The sequence below is a fragment of the Roseivivax sp. CAU 1753 genome (assembly GCF_054482575.1).
Genome location: NZ_JBTLRF010000001.1, coordinates 387,742 through 401,535 on the forward strand (window position 1 = coordinate 387,742; position 13,794 = coordinate 401,535).

Here is a 13,794-nt window from a genome sequence, read left to right on the forward strand (position 1 = left end):
ACGGTGCCACGGCCCGAACACGCACCCCGCCACCGCGACAGCCGCCCCCTTCGCGCCGGTCTAGCCGTTCCTGCCCGCCTGATCGCGCAGGGCTCGGAAACGGCGGCGGCGTTCTGCGCGCCGAGCAGCCAATCCACGAAAGCGTGAAGCGCATCGCCCGGATTCGCACGCGCTTTCGTTTGGTCGCGACAGAAACTCCGCTACAATTGCAGCAGAGAATTTGCAGTTTTACCCCGGCAAAGGAGCGTTACCGATGATCGAACCCACCTTTCACCGCCGTCGCATTCTGGCGCTCGGTGGCGCGGCGGTCGCAGCCGGGTCTGGCGGCACGCTGTTCGTACCCGCCCGGGCACGCGCAGCAGGGGCGGCAGGGCTTGCGCCGACCCGCACCATGCGCGGAGGGTCCAACAACTATCGCCCCGGGGCCCCTATCGTCGCGCGGATCGGCGGAGGCGGGTTCTTGATGCGCGGCACGGTGCGCCGGGCCGGTGACGGCGCACCGCTGCCGGGACAGCGTATCCAGGTCTGGGCGCATACCACCGAAGGGCACGAGCGCGACTGGCACAGCCACGGCGCGACGCTGACCGACGAAAACGGCGTCTTCCGTCTGGACATGCCGCAGATCGTGCCCGCCTTTGGTCAGCCGCACGGCCATCTGGCCTATGACAGCGCCGACTTCGAAACGGTGTTCCTCCGCCCGGTGATGTCGAGCGCGGGCGACACCAGCCTCGAGGCGCATTTCGTCCTGCAGCCGGTTTGACCACCAGGGCCGAAGCGCGACCCCACGCTGCCCGGGCCGTCCTGACGTGGTCGGCGCTGGCGCTGGTGCTGGCGATCCCCTTCGGGTTTGCGGTGACAAGCCCGCTGCTGGCGTACCGGGACGGGGTCTACATCGGCGCGGGCGTTGCCGGGATCGCCGCGCTGGGGCTTTTGCTGATCCAGCCGCTGCTGATCCTGGGCGTCCTGCCCGGTCTGCGAACCCCGCGCGCACGCCACGTGCATCGCCTTGTCGGCACAACACTCGCCGGGCTGCTGGTCGTGCACGTCGCAGGGCTGTGGATCACATCGCCGCCGGATGTCGTCGACGCGCTTCTCTTCACGTCGCCGACACCGTTTTCGGCGTGGGGGGTGATTGCCATGTGGGCGCTGTTTGCCAGCGCCGCGCTGGCCACGCGCAGGCGCCGGTTTCACCCGCGAACCTGGCGGCGCGTGCACGGCACGCTGGCCCTGGCCATCGTGGCCGGGACCATCGTCCATGCCCTTCTGATCGAAGGCACCATGGAGACGGTCTCCAAGATCGTGCTTTGCGGTCTTGTCGCGGGCGCGACGGGCTGGGCGTTCATGCGGTTGCCCAGACGCCGCTCTCGGGTCTGACCCTCGGGTCGGCCAAGACCGCGCCGGGCCTTCCAGGATCGCACGGGCCACACTGGACGATCCTTTCGACCGCCGGTCAGATCGCCTTCTGGTTCACGCGCCTTGACAGCTCTGCGGCGGTCTCTTTGCGTTCGCTGTAGCGGTCGAGCAGGTAGGCCTTGTTGTCGCGGGTGAGGATGGTGAACTTCACGAGCTCTTCCATGACATCGACCATCCGGTCATAGAACGGCGACGGCTTCATCCGTCCGGCGTCGTCGAATTCCAGAAACGCCTTCGGCGTCGACGACTGGTTCGGAATGGTCAGCAGCCGCATCCAGCGGCCCAGGATGCGAAGCTGGTTCACCGCGTTGAAGCTTTGCGAGCCGCCACTGACCTGCATGACGGCCAGCGTCTTGCCCTGGGTCGGTCGCACAGCGCCGAGGGACAGCGGAATCCAGTCGATCTGGGTCTTCATGATGCCGGTCATCGCGCCGTGACGCTCGGGCGAACACCAGACCATGCCTTCGGACCAGGCGACCAGGTCCCGCAATTCCTGCACCTTCGGGTGATCCGCATCCGCATCATCCGGCAGCGGCAGCCCCGCCGGGCGAAAGGTGCGGGTCTCGGCACCGAAGCGGGTCAGGATGCGCGCCGCTTCTTCGGTCATCAGCCGACTGAACGAACGTTCGCGCAGCGACCCGTAGAGCAGCAGGATGCGCGGGGCGTGGGTCGCCCGGTCGGACGGCAGCAAGCGCTCGGTCTCGATCGGGCGGAAATGACGTTCGTCGAGGTTCGGTGTCTCAGGCAATGCGATGTCCTTCCGCGTCGATCAGCAGCGTGCCGTCCTCTTTCTTCATCGGACCCGGCGGCAGCTTGTCCAGCAGGTCGAGCACGGTTTCGCTCGGGCGGCACAGACGCACGCCCTTGGGTGAACAGACGATGGGGCGATTGACCAGTACGGGATGCTCCAGCATCGCCGCCAGGATCGCCTCTTCGCTGACGGACGGGTCGAGCAGACCCAGTTCCTCTGCCGGGGATTTGGTTCTGCGCAAGGCGGTGCGAGGGGTCAGACCGGCAGCGGCGAACAGACCCAGCAGCTGCGGGCGCGTCCACCCGGTTTCGAGATACGCGACGATCACAGGTGTTTCGCCCGAGGCCGCGATGATCGACAGTACGTTGCGCGAGGTGCCGCAATCGGGGTTGTGGTGGATGACGACGGTCATGATGTGCTTTCTTCGGCTGGAAACCAGTGCTTAGTCCTGTTTGCGAAGGCGACGAGCGACAGCATCACCGGCACCTCGACGAGGACGCCCACGACCGTGGCCAGCGCCGCGCCAGAGCCAAGGCCGAACAGGCTGATCGCGACGGCGACGGCCAGTTCAAAGAAGTTGGACGTGCCGATCAGGGCGCAGGGCGCGGCGACGTTGAACGGGATGCGCCAGGCGCGCGCCGCGCCATAGGCCGCAAAGAAGATGGCGTAGGACTGGATCAGCAGCGGCACGGCGATCATCGCGATGACAAGCGGACGCTCCAGGATCACCACGCCCTGGAACCCGAACAGCAGCACGATGGTCACCAGAAGCCCGATGATCGAGAATGGCTGCAAGCGCGCCTTGAACGCATCGACCGCCACTTCGCCACCTTTGGCGACAAGGTTCCGGCGCGTCAGGTAACCCGCCAGCAGCGGCAGCATGACGTAAAGTCCGACCGACAGCAGCAGCGTGTCCCAGGGCACCACGATATCGGTCACCCCCAGCAGAAAGGCGACGATCGGCGCGAAGGCAAAGACCATGATCACATCGTTCACGCTGACCTGGACCAGCGTGTAGGTGGCGTCTCCGCGCGTCAGGTTCGACCAGACGAACACCATCGCCGTGCAGGGCGCCGCCCCCAGCAGGATCACGCCCGCAAGGTAGGCCTGCGCATCGTCCGGCGGGATCAGCCCGGCGAAGACGTGGTTGAAGAACAGCACGCCAAGCGCGGCCATCGTGAAGGGTTTGATGAGCCAGTTCACCACCAGCGTCACCACCAGTCCCTTCGGTTTGTCCCCGACCCGCGCCAGCGAGGTGAAATCCACGCCGACCATCATCGGATAGATCATCGCCCAGATCAGGACCGCGACGGGCAGGTTGACCGATGCGATCTCGAGCGCGGCAAGGGTGCCGAAGAGACCGGGAAAAAGGTTGCCCAGCAACAGCCCCGCGCCGATGGCAAGCGCCACCCAGACAGAGAGCCAGCGCTCGAAGGTGCCCAGACCCGCGGCGGCGGGAAGCGATGTATCGGTCATGGCAGGCTTTCTATGATTGATGGCATGCAAGTGCGTCGATGACGGGCTGACACAGGTCCGGGCGACCGGCGCAGCAATCCTCCATCAGGAACGCCAACAGGCCGCGCACGCCGTTCATGTCGGCGAAGTAACGGACGCTGCGGCCCTCACGCGTGTTCCGGATCAGGCCGGAGCGCGCCAGGATCGACAGATTGGCCGACATGGTGTTCTGGCGCACCCCGAGGGTCTCGCCGATGTCGCCCGCGGACATGCCGTCCTCGCCCGCCTTGATCAGCAGGCGGAACGCGTCGAGCCGGGTCTGCTGGCTGAGGGCGGCAAACGCCTCGAGTGCGAGATTATTATCCATATATCGGGATTTATTGATGTAATGCGCGGGTGTCAAGCGGTTGCTGCCCGCCCCGGCCCCCCTGACGCCACGGATACCGCCGCGATATCAGTATTCGTTGATATCGCCCTCCGGGGCCTTGTTGCCGCTGTGCCTGTTGCGGAAGACAAGCCTGAGCGCGATCCAGATCACCGCCGACAGCACCGCCCAGATCAGCAGCACCACCGGAAGCGTGAACAGCTCTGAGGGAAGAAAAAAAAGCATGGCGGACACGATCCAGGCCCCGATGCCGAATCCCAGCGCCAGAAAGGTCGGCAGCAGCACCTCGATGATCAGCAGGGCAACACCCGCCGCGAACCAGAAGACCCACGAGGTCGGGATCAGGAGATCTGCCATGCCCATCACTTCGCGCCCTTGAAAAGCTTGAAGGCGTCGCTGAATGCGTCAAGCGCGTTGGCCGGCACCAGAATGGTCGATGTGCCCTGCCCCTCGCCCAGCTTGTTCAGCGATTCAACCTGCTTGAGGGCAACCTGATACTGCGCGGCCTCGATCCCGTTGTTGGAAATCGCCTCGGCGACGACGCCGGTGGCGTAGGCTTCCGCGTCGGCTTGGACACGGCGGGCCTCGGCTTTTTTCTGGGCTTCGTAAAGCTCCGCATCGGCCTTCAGCTCGATCGCGCGTTTCTCGCCCTCGGCCCGGGTGACCTCGGCCCGCCGGGCGCGCTCGGCATTGAGCTGTTGCAGCATGGCTTCGCGGGTCGCCTCGTCGAGATTGACGTCGAGAATCTCGGCGCGCGTCACCTCGATGCCCCATTCCGCGACCGCGTCCTTGATCTCTTCCTTGATCCTGGCAATCAGCGCAGAACGGTTCGACTGCACCTGGTCCAGTTCGAGCTGGCCAACCTCGGCCCGCACGATGCCTGCGACCGTTGTCGCGATGGCGCTGTCGATGTCCCTGATCCGGTAGACGGTCATTTCGGGATGGAGAATGCGGTAGAACACGCTGGTCTCCAGATCGACCAACACGTTGTCGGAGGTGATGGCATCCTGGCTGGCATTCGGAAGCTGCCGCTCGAGGATGGTGATCTTGTGCGCCACCGAGTCCACGAAGGGGACGATCAGGTTGATGCCCGGCCCAAGCACGCGCTGGAACTTGCCGAAACGCTCCACAACCCATTTGTCGGCCTGGGGCACGACGCGAAGGCCGCGCGATATGGTGAAGATCACGAATATGGCGGCGATCAGGAAAAAGATCTGGCTTTCGCTCATGGGGGGCCCCGCGTTGTCAAAGACTGGTGTCGGTGTTCGCCATAGTGATTGGCATATCGACCGCGGCAATGGAACAAAAAGCGCAACCCACCCCGCCAGGGTCGGCGCTGACCCGGCCCGTCAGTCGCCCCGCAGGGCCGGGTGTGTCACCATGGGATCAGCATCAGGGTGATGACCGGAAAGGCGACCAGGATCACCACGCGCACCATGTCGGAGGCGACGAAGTAGAGGATCGCCTTGTATGTCTCGACCATCGGTGTCTCGCGGTCCATCGCGTTGATCACGAACAGGTTCATGCCGACCGGGGGCGTGATCAGACCGACCTCGACCACGATCAGCACGAGGATGCCGAACCAGATCGCGGTGCGTTCGATATTGATCCGGTTCAAGGCCCCGTCATTGACGCCGCGCAAGCCCAGTTCCCGGGTGATCTCGCGGGTCAGTTCCTGTCCGCCGGCCAGCATGGCCTGCGCCTCGGCCAGCACGGCGGCGGGCAGCTCTGCACCGCTGTCGACAAGATCGGACAGCCGCGCGGATTGCAGGTCGATCATGCTGACCAGACCGAAATCCAGCTCCTGGATGACCGGCCAGAAGATCGGGATGGTCAGCAGGATCATCGACAGGCTGTCCATCAGGCAGCCGAGCAACAGGTAGAAGACCAGAATGATGATCAGCACGACCCAGGGGCTGTACCCGCTTGCGCCGACCCAGGCGGCAGCCTCTTGCGGCAACTGCGTCAGGGCGAGGAAACCGTTGTAGAAGGCCGCCCCCAGCACGATGAAGAAGATCATCGCCGTGGCGCGCGCGGTGGCGTAAAAGCTTTCGGACAGGGTGACGCGGGTAAGACCCCCGGCAAGCCAGGCGATGAGACCGGTACCGAAGGCGCCGACGGCGGCGCCCTCGGTCGGTGTGAACCAGCCAAGGTAGATGCCGCCGACCACCGAACAGAACACCAGCAGTACCGGCCAGACGTCGAACAGCGCCTTGAAGCGGTCCGCGAAGGGCACCCGCGCCCGGGTCCCGGCAGAGCCGGGATTGATCCGGACATAGATCGAGATCGCGATCATGTAACCGACCGCGGCCAGGACGCCCGGAATGAACGCCGCAAGAAACAGCTTGGCGATGTTCTGTTCGGTCAGGATGGCATAGATCACCAGGACCACGGAAGGCGGGATGAGGATGCCAAGCGTGCCGCCCGCCGCCAGCGTCGCGGTCGAGAACCCGCCAGCATAGCCGTAGCGCCGCAATTCCGGCAGCGCCACGCGGCTCATGGTGGCGGCGGTGGCCAGCGACGAGCCACAAATGGCCCCGAACCCCGCGCAGGCCCCGACCGCGGCCATGGCGACCCCGCCGCGGCGGTGGCCGAGGAAACTTTCCGCCGCCTTGAACAGCGACTGGCTCATGCCGCCCAGCGTCGCGAAATGGCCCATCAGCAGGAACATCGGAACGATCGACAGCGAATAGTTCGAGAAGGTCGTATAGGTCTCCGCCTTCAGACGCGCGAAGGGCAGGTTCGTGTCGCCGGTGACGAAGATCAACCCGACAAGGCCCGCAAGGAACATCGCCAGACCGATCGGGACGCGCAAGAAGATCAGGATCAACAGGGCGGGAAAGGACAAGAGCCCGATTGCGATGTCACTCAATGATCCGCTCCCAGATCGCCCGGCAGCATATCCTTGCCGGTCTTGAATTCCAGCGCCCGCATCCCGGCCATGAAGACCCCGACGATGGCCGCGACCACCGCGCCCGAAAGGCTCAGCGCATAGCTCCACCACAGCGGGTATTGCAGAAGAAACGTGGTCTGGCCCGAGGCCTGTTTGCTCAGCGTTCCCTGAAAGAGCTGGTAGGCGATAACCACGAGAATGGCCGCGAAGACGCCTTCGATCACCATGCGCAAGAACCGGTTGGCCCGCGGCGGCAGTCTCGCGGTGAAGATATCGACCGATGCATGCGCGCCGTTGATGTGGCAGAGCGGAAGGAAGGCGAAGATCGCGAAGGCCATGCCCGCCTCGACCAGTTCGAAATCGCCGTTGATAGGGCCGATCCCGGTCGCCAGAAGCGCGTTCGCGATCCCCGGCACCGCCGATTGCAGCAGGTCGCTGTTGAGGACAGAGTTCAGGGACCGCCCGAGGATCGACAGGCAGGTGATCACGATCAGGGCCGACAGGACGATGCCCCCCAATATGGCGAACAGTCGCGCCAGCCGGTCAATCAAGCCATACATATTCATCCATTCCCGACAGACGGCCGCCGCAGCAGAAGATCCGCTGCGGCGGGTAGAGGTCACATCTTGGCGTCGATGCCCTTGCACTCACCGGTCATCAGCGACCTGGCCTGGTCGATCAGGGCCTGACCATCGCGGCCCTGGGCGTCCATCTCGGCGACCCAGGTGTCGTAGATCGGATCCACCAGTTCTTTCCAGGGGGCGGTGTCGGTCACGGTGATGATGTTGTTGCCCGCTTCAACCGCGAGTTGCCGCGCCGGACCATCCGCATCGGACTGGGTGCCACCGCCGAAGACCGAGAATTCGAGCCCGGAATTGGCGTCGATGACCGCCCGAAGGTCTTCGGGCATGTTGTCGTAGGCCTGCTGGTTCATTGCCACCACGAACCCGAGGTTATAAAGACCCGCGCCTTCGAATTCGGTGTGGTTCTCGACCAACTCGGTGATTTTCAGGGCGCTGGTCACTTCCCACGGGATGGTGGTGCCGTCGATCACGCCCTTGGACAGACCTTCGGGCACCGCCGGAACCGGCATGCCGACCGGCGTCGCACCGGCCAGCGTCAGCACCTCGTTCAACAGACGCGAGCCGCCACGGATCTTCATGCCCTGCAGGTCGGCGGGCGTTTCGACCGGGTCGGCGGTGTGGAACATGCCGGGGCCGTGCAGCCATGTGGCAAGAATCTTCACGCCTGCGAACTCGTCATCCTTCATGTGCTCTTCGAACATCTTCCAATAGGCGCAGGACGCCGCCCGGGCATCTTCGACCATGAAGGGCAGTTCGAACACCTCGGGCGTCGGGAAACGGCCGGGCGTGTAGCCCACCACCGTCCAGACAATGTCCGCGACACCGTCGATCGCCTGGTCGATCAGCCCCGGAGGCGACCCGCCCAGCTGCATCGACGGGAACCGGTCGATCTTGATGCGACCATCGGACTCCGCCTCGACCTTGTCGGCCCAGACGTCGAGGATCAGCTTCGGCACGTTTGCCTGCGCGGGCAGGAACTGGTGCAGCTTCAGCGTGACTTCCTGCGCATAGGCACCGGATGCCAGCATCGCGGTCGCCGCGGCCCCGCCCAGCAGGCGTCTGATGGATTTGCTCATGTTCATCTGTGGTCCTCCCTTGGAACATCTTCCCGGGCTTGCGGGCCCGGTGTCGTTTGCCTTGTTCAGGCTTGGGCTCTTTATGCCGCCTCGTTTCGGCCATCGCCAGCGCGTTAACGGTAACGGGGCCGATCTTGTCCGCCCCCTGCCGCACCTGTCGGGATCGCGCGGATGCGGGCGCGGCCCTTCGCGCGGCATGCGCCACGACAGACCCCGCGCCTAGTTTCCCGCGCTTTCCATCTTCCGCCTGGCCATCACGTCTTCCAGCCAGCCGAGCTTCATCTCGGGCACCGACGACAACAAAAGATCGGTGTAATCGTCGAACGGCGGCGACAGGACCTCGGTCTTGGTGCCGTAGCGGGCCAGCTTGCCCAGATACATCACGGCGATGGAATCGGCGATGGCCTTGACCGTGGCCAGATCGTGCGTGATGAAAAAATAGGCAACCTTTTCGCGGGCTTGCAGGTCAAGAAGCAGCTTGAGAATGCCGTCGGCGACAAGCGGATCGAGCGCGCTTGTAACCTCGTCGCAGATGATCACCTTGGGCTGCGCGGCCAGCGCGCGGGCGATGCAGACCCGCTGTTTCTGCCCCCCCGACAACTCGGCCGGATAGCGCTGCGCCATGTCGGCGGGCAACTCGATCTCTTCGAGCAACTCGGCGACCCGGTCCTTCAGCTTGCGGCCCTTGATGCCGAAGTAGAACTCGATCGGACGCCCGATGATGGTGCCGATGGACTGGCGCGGATTCATCGCCGTATCGGCCATCTGGTAGATCATCTGGATGTCGCGCAGATCGTCCAGCGGCCGCTTGTCCTGCTCCGCGATCAGGGTGCGGCCCTCGAAGGTGATGGTGCCCGACCGTGGCGGCAGCAATCCGGTCAGCACCCGCGCCAGTGTCGACTTGCCCGACCCGCTTTCGCCGACCACCGCCAGCGTTTGCCCGGCATAGACATCCACGCTGACATCATCGAGTACGGTGACGCCGTCGCCATAGCCCGCGACGATGTTCTCCATCCGGATCAGCGGTTCCCCAAGGGGCAGCTTTTCCTCGTGCTTGATCGACCGGACCGAGACCAGCGCGCGGGTGTAATCCTCGTGCGGGTCCTCGATGATCTGGCTGGTGGGCCCGTGTTCGACCATCTGGCCGTCGCGCAGCACCATGATCTCGTCGGCGACCTGCGCCACCACCGCAAGGTCATGCGTGATGTAAAGCGCGGCGACCCCGGTGATGCGGATGGCGTTCTTGATCGCGGCCAGCACGTCGATCTGCGTGGTCACGTCAAGCGCGGTCGTGGGTTCGTCGAACACGATCAGATCGGGTTTCGGACACAGCGCCATGGCCGTCATCACCCGTTGCAACTGCCCGCCCGACACCTGGTGCGGATAGCGCGATCCGATGGTTTCGGGATCGGGCAGGCTGAGCGCGGTGAACAATTCGACCGCGCGGGCCTCGGCCTCGGCCCGGGTGGACAGCCCGTGTTCCAGCGTGGCCTCGATCACCTGATCGATCAGCCGGTGCGCGGGGTTGAACCCGGCCGCGGCGGATTGCGACACGTAGCACACCTCCTGCCCGCGGACCTTGTTGAGCCCCTGCCGGTTCATCGACAGGATATCGCGCCCGTTGATGAACACCTCGCCACCGGTGATCTCGACCCCGCCGCGCCCATAGCCGAGCGAGGACAGCCCGATGGTGGACTTGCCCGCGCCGGATTCGCCGATCAGGCCCAGCACCTTGCCCTTCTCGAGCGTGGTCGAGATGCCGTGCACGATCTCGATGTCGCGCACCGGCTCTCCGGGTTCGCGGACGGTGACGCCAATCTTCAGGTTGCGAATGTCGAGAAAGACGTCATCGGCCACCGCGGCCCCCTTTCAGGTCAGTTGTTCGGTTCAGGATCCAGTCGGCGATCAGGTTGACCGAAATGGCCAGAAGCGCGATTGCGCCCGCCGGGATCAGTGCGGCGGGAATGCCGAAGATGATGCCGTCCTTGTTTTCCTTGACCATACCGCCCCAGTCCGCTTCCGGCGGCTGAATACCCAGCCCCAGAAAGGACAGCGCCGACAGGAACAGTACCATGAAGATGAAGCGCAGGCCCAGTTCCGCCACCAGTGTCGACAGGGCGTTTGGCAGGATTTCACGGAAGACGATCCAGATCATCCCCTCGCCCCGCAGTTTCGCCGCCTCGACGAAGTCCATCACGTTGACGTCCACCGCCACCGCGCGCGACAGCCGGAACACCCGCGTCGAGTCGAGAATGCCCATCACGAAGATCAGCGTCAGGATGTTCGCGGGCAGCACCGACAACACGACCAGTGCGAAGATCAGCGTCGGGATCGACATCAGAAGGTCGATGCCCCGCGACAGCAGCTGATCGACCCAGCCGCCGACAACCGCTGCGGTCATGCCAAGAAACGCGCCCAGCGTGAACGACACGATGGTCGCCATCAGCGCAATCGTCAGCGTCGTGCGCGCGCCGTAGATCATTCGCGACAAGAGGTCCCGGCCCAGGTTGTCGGTGCCCAGCAGATGGGTGGCCGACATCGGCTCCCAGACGCCGCCGACGACCTCGCTCATGCCATAGGGGGCCACCAGCGGCGCGAAAAGCGCGGCAAAGGCGAAGATGCTGGTCGAGAAGATGCCGATCCAGGCGCTGATCGGTATGGTTTTCATGTTCATGTGCCGACCCTTATTTCGGATGCCGCAAACGCGGGTTCGACAGGATCGAGACGACGTCGGCCACCAGGTTGAGACCGATGTAGATCGCCGCGAAGATCAGACCGCAGGCCTGCACCACCGGCACATCGCGCTTCGAGACGTGATCGACCAGGTATTGCCCCATGCCGGGATAAACGAAGATCACCTCGACCACGACGACACCGACAATCAGATAGGCCATGTTCAGCATGACCACATTGACCACCGGCGAGACGGCGTTGGGCAGGGCGTGTTTCCAGATCACCTTGAAGGTGCTCAGGCCCTTCAGCTCGGCGGTCTCGATATAGGCCGATTGCATTACGTTCAGGATGGCCGCCCGGGTCATCCGCATCATGTGCGCCAGCACCACAAGGGTCAGGGTCAGCGCGGGCAGGATCACCGCGTTGAGACGCGCGCCGAAGCTCATGCCGTCATAGACGGTGGCCACGGTCGGAAACCAGCCCAGCTTGACGCCGAAGACGAGGATCAGCAGGTAGCCGATGAAGAACTCGGGCAACGAGATCGACGCCAGCGTCGAGGCCGAGATCAGCTTGTCCGGCCAGCGGTCCTTGTAGCGCACCGCCACGAGGCCCAGCAGGATCGCCAGCGGCACCGAGATCATGGCCGCCACGGCCGCCAGGAACAGCGTGTTGCCGAGCCGCGATGCGATTGCCTCCGAGATGTTCGCGCCGCTGGTCAGGGCGGTTCCCAGATCGCCGACGAGGATGCCGCCCAGCCAGTTGAAATAACGCGCCGGGGCGGGCTCGTTCAGGCCCAGTTCCGCGCGCAGGTTGGCCAGGTTTTCAGGCGTGGCCCCCTGCCCCAGAATGGACTGCGCCACATCGCCGGGCAGGATCTGGGTGCCGACGAAAATCAGCACCGAAACCGCGAAAATCAGAAAGACGCCCAGCGCAACGCGCTGGGCAATCAGTTTTAACGCAAGGCCCATGTCAGCCTGTCACCCACATTTTCATGGGCGCGTGGAAATTCATCAGGCCAAAGCCCTTGCTCGGCCCCCAGCCTGCAACCTTGTCAGAGGTCGCGTCGATGAAGTTGTTGAACATCGGGCAGATCAGGCCGCCCTCGTCGTGCACGATGGTGCCCATGTCGGCATACATCGCGGTGCGCTTGGCCACGTCCAGTTCGCTGCGCGCGGCGACCAGAAGCTGGTCGAACTGCTCGTTGAAGAACCGCGTGTCGTTCCAGTCCGCACTCGACAGGTAGGCGGTCGAATACATCGCGTCCTGGGTCGGTCGCCCGCTCCAGTAGCTGGTCGAGAAGGGCTGCTTGTTCCAGACCTCGGACCAGTAGCCATCGCTGGGCTCGCGCTTGATGTCGAGGGTGATGCCCGCCGCCTTGGCGCTTTGCTGGAACAGCTGCGAGGCATCCGGCGCGCCGGGGAACGAGTTGTCAGAGGTGCGCAGCAGCACGCTGCCCTCGTGGCCGGACTTCTTGTAGTGAAACGCGGCCTTTTCGGGATCGTAGGTGCGCTGCTCGGCCGGGGTGAACAGCGGATAGGATTCGTTGACCGGCATGTCATTGCCGATAGAGCCGTTGCCGAACAGGATCTTGTCGACCATTTCCTCGCGGTTGATGGCGTATTTCAGCGCCAGGCGCAGATCGTTGTTGTCGAACGGCGCGGTGTTGCAATGCATGATGAACACGTAGTGGCCCTTGCTCGGGACCGAGTGAACCTCGACCCCCGGCATGCGGCCCACCAGCGACGCCACCTTGGGCGGCACGCGGGTGCACATGTGTACCTGTCCCGATTGCAGTGCGGCCACGCGCGCGGTGTCGTCATTGATCACTGTCACCTCGATGGTGGCGGCATGGCCCAGATCGGGGTTCCAGTAGTCGGGGTTCTTCTCGGCCACGAAACGCACGCCCATCTCGGCGCTTTTCAGGATGTAGGGGCCGGTGCCGATGGCCGCCAGCGGGTCGTCCTTGCCGCCGTTGGGCTGAATCATCAGGTGATAGTCGCTGAGCAGGAACGGCAGGTCGGCGTTCGGTCCGTCCAGCTCGACGATGAAGGCCTGGCCCTCGGTGCGCATCGACTTGATGCCGCTGAGGATGCCCAACGCGCCAGAGCTTGAATCTTCGCCCGCGTGACGCTCTATCGTCGCGAGCACGTCATCGGCGGTCAGCGTCTTGCCGTTGGAAAAGGTGACGCCCTCGCGGATCATGAAGGTCCATGTGGTCGCGTCGTCAGAAGCGCTCATTTCGGAGGCGAGCTTCATCTCGAGCCCGCCATCGGCGTCCAGCTGAACCAAGGGCTCGCCCCAGAGGAAATTGACCAGTGTGCCGGTGGAGTTGGTGACCAGCGCGGGATCGAGGCTGTCGGTCGAGGACCCGCCTTCGACCGCGACCTTGATCACGCCGCCCTTGATTGCGCCCTGCGCCATGACCGCAGAGCTGAGCATCGTGCTGGCGGCGGCGGCTGACAGGCCAAGCGCGCCCGCGCGGCCCAGAAAGCTGCGGCGGTCCAGACGCTGGCGGGCAACCTGCTGGCTCAGATACTTGAGTTCGTCGTTCATCGTCTTCTCCC

15 protein-coding genes are annotated in these 13,794 nt (G+C 64.4%); 2 read left to right on the forward strand and 13 right to left on the reverse strand.

Going from position 1 to position 13,794, the window contains the following annotated elements; all coding sequences use genetic code 11:
• Positions 1-253 precede the first annotated feature (253 nt).
• On the forward strand, positions 254-760 hold the full coding sequence (locus tag ACXYMN_RS01735) for a twin-arginine translocation pathway signal (RefSeq protein WP_459011663.1): 507 nt from the start codon (positions 254-256) through the stop codon (positions 758-760).
• Positions 757-1,374: a ferric reductase-like transmembrane domain-containing protein gene (locus ACXYMN_RS01740; RefSeq protein ID WP_459011664.1), complete on the forward strand. Its 618-nt coding sequence runs from the start codon at positions 757-759 to the stop codon at positions 1,372-1,374. The genes ACXYMN_RS01735 and ACXYMN_RS01740 overlap by 4 nt, the downstream gene beginning before the upstream one ends.
• A gap of 76 nt (positions 1,375-1,450) precedes the next feature.
• Here the strand turns inward: ACXYMN_RS01740 and arsH are convergent, their stop codons facing one another.
• The 13 genes from arsH to ACXYMN_RS01805 all read right to left on the reverse strand — a co-directional run bounded on the left by arsH (position 1,451) and on the right by ACXYMN_RS01805 (position 13,783).
• Positions 1,451-2,161, reverse strand: coding sequence for an arsenical resistance protein ArsH (gene arsH / locus ACXYMN_RS01745; RefSeq protein WP_459011666.1), 711 nt, complete (start codon positions 2,159-2,161; stop codon positions 1,451-1,453).
• Positions 2,154-2,576 carry an arsenate reductase (glutaredoxin) gene (gene arsC, locus ACXYMN_RS01750; RefSeq protein ID WP_459011667.1) on the reverse strand — a complete coding sequence of 141 codons (423 nt, stop codon included), beginning with the start codon at positions 2,574-2,576 and terminating at the stop codon, positions 2,154-2,156. The genes arsH and arsC overlap by 8 nt, the downstream gene beginning before the upstream one ends.
• Positions 2,573-3,640, reverse strand: coding sequence for an ACR3 family arsenite efflux transporter (gene arsB, locus ACXYMN_RS01755; RefSeq protein ID WP_459011668.1), 1,068 nt, complete (start codon positions 3,638-3,640; stop codon positions 2,573-2,575). The genes arsC and arsB overlap by 4 nt, the downstream gene beginning before the upstream one ends.
• A gap of 10 nt (positions 3,641-3,650) precedes the next feature.
• Positions 3,651-3,986, reverse strand: a complete 336-nt coding sequence (locus ACXYMN_RS01760) for an ArsR/SmtB family transcription factor (RefSeq protein ID WP_459011669.1) — start codon at positions 3,984-3,986, stop codon at positions 3,651-3,653.
• Between the two features lie 87 nt (positions 3,987-4,073).
• On the reverse strand, positions 4,074-4,361 hold the full coding sequence (locus tag ACXYMN_RS01765) for an NfeD family protein (RefSeq protein WP_459011670.1): 288 nt from the start codon (positions 4,359-4,361) through the stop codon (positions 4,074-4,076).
• Between the two features lie 5 nt (positions 4,362-4,366).
• On the reverse strand, positions 4,367-5,233 hold the full coding sequence (locus tag ACXYMN_RS01770) for an SPFH domain-containing protein (RefSeq protein ID WP_459011671.1): 867 nt from the start codon (positions 5,231-5,233) through the stop codon (positions 4,367-4,369).
• Positions 5,234-5,379: 146 nt separating this feature from the next.
• A complete protein-coding gene (locus tag ACXYMN_RS01775) occupies positions 5,380-6,876 on the reverse strand; it encodes a TRAP transporter large permease (protein ID WP_459011672.1) in 1,497 nt (498 codons plus the stop codon).
• On the reverse strand, positions 6,873-7,457 hold the full coding sequence (locus tag ACXYMN_RS01780) for a TRAP transporter small permease (RefSeq protein ID WP_459011674.1): 585 nt from the start codon (positions 7,455-7,457) through the stop codon (positions 6,873-6,875). The genes ACXYMN_RS01775 and ACXYMN_RS01780 overlap by 4 nt, the downstream gene beginning before the upstream one ends.
• A gap of 59 nt (positions 7,458-7,516) precedes the next feature.
• The gene (locus ACXYMN_RS01785; protein WP_459011675.1) at positions 7,517-8,563 is read right to left on the reverse strand and encodes a TRAP transporter substrate-binding protein; all 1,047 of its coding nucleotides are present in this window, start codon (positions 8,561-8,563) and stop codon (positions 7,517-7,519) included.
• A 213-nt stretch (positions 8,564-8,776) separates the two neighbouring features.
• Complete coding sequence (locus ACXYMN_RS01790) at positions 8,777-10,414, reverse strand: ABC transporter ATP-binding protein (protein ID WP_459011676.1); 1,638 nt, start codon at positions 10,412-10,414, stop codon at positions 8,777-8,779.
• The gene (locus tag ACXYMN_RS01795) at positions 10,404-11,225 is read right to left on the reverse strand and encodes an ABC transporter permease (RefSeq protein ID WP_459012342.1); all 822 of its coding nucleotides are present in this window, start codon (positions 11,223-11,225) and stop codon (positions 10,404-10,406) included. Before ACXYMN_RS01795 ends, ACXYMN_RS01790 begins: the two co-directional genes overlap by 11 nt.
• 16 nt (positions 11,226-11,241) lie before the next feature.
• Entirely contained in the window at positions 11,242-12,198 is a 957-nt protein-coding gene (locus tag ACXYMN_RS01800) for an ABC transporter permease (protein WP_459011677.1), read from the reverse strand.
• Position 12,199: 1 nt separating this feature from the next.
• A complete protein-coding gene (locus ACXYMN_RS01805; RefSeq protein ID WP_459011678.1) occupies positions 12,200-13,783 on the reverse strand; it encodes an ABC transporter substrate-binding protein in 1,584 nt (527 codons plus the stop codon).
• Between the last annotated feature and the right edge of the window lie 11 nt (positions 13,784-13,794).

Bases quoted from the DNA above. Each gene is read 5' to 3' on its own strand.
- arsB (WP_459011668.1), bottom strand. From the start codon at position 3,640: ATGACCGATACATCGCTTCCCGCCGCCGCGGGTCTGGGCACCTTCGAG.
- arsC (WP_459011667.1), bottom strand. From the start codon at position 2,576: ATGACCGTCGTCATCCACCACAACCCCGATTGCGGCACCTCGCGCAAC.
- ACXYMN_RS01770 (WP_459011671.1), bottom strand. From the start codon at position 5,233: ATGAGCGAAAGCCAGATCTTTTTCCTGATCGCCGCCATATTCGTGATC.
- ACXYMN_RS01805 (WP_459011678.1), bottom strand. From the start codon at position 13,783: ATGAACGACGAACTCAAGTATCTGAGCCAGCAGGTTGCCCGCCAGCGT.
- ACXYMN_RS01795 (WP_459012342.1), bottom strand. From the start codon at position 11,225: ATGAAAACCATACCGATCAGCGCCTGGATCGGCATCTTCTCGACCAGC.
- ACXYMN_RS01735 (WP_459011663.1), top strand. From the start codon at position 254: ATGATCGAACCCACCTTTCACCGCCGTCGCATTCTGGCGCTCGGTGGC.
- ACXYMN_RS01785 (WP_459011675.1), bottom strand. From the start codon at position 8,563: ATGAACATGAGCAAATCCATCAGACGCCTGCTGGGCGGGGCCGCGGCG.
- ACXYMN_RS01765 (WP_459011670.1), bottom strand. From the start codon at position 4,361: ATGGCAGATCTCCTGATCCCGACCTCGTGGGTCTTCTGGTTCGCGGCG.
- ACXYMN_RS01780 (WP_459011674.1), bottom strand. From the start codon at position 7,457: ATGTATGGCTTGATTGACCGGCTGGCGCGACTGTTCGCCATATTGGGG.
- ACXYMN_RS01800 (WP_459011677.1), bottom strand. From the start codon at position 12,198: ATGGGCCTTGCGTTAAAACTGATTGCCCAGCGCGTTGCGCTGGGCGTC.
- ACXYMN_RS01760 (WP_459011669.1), bottom strand. From the start codon at position 3,986: ATGGATAATAATCTCGCACTCGAGGCGTTTGCCGCCCTCAGCCAGCAG.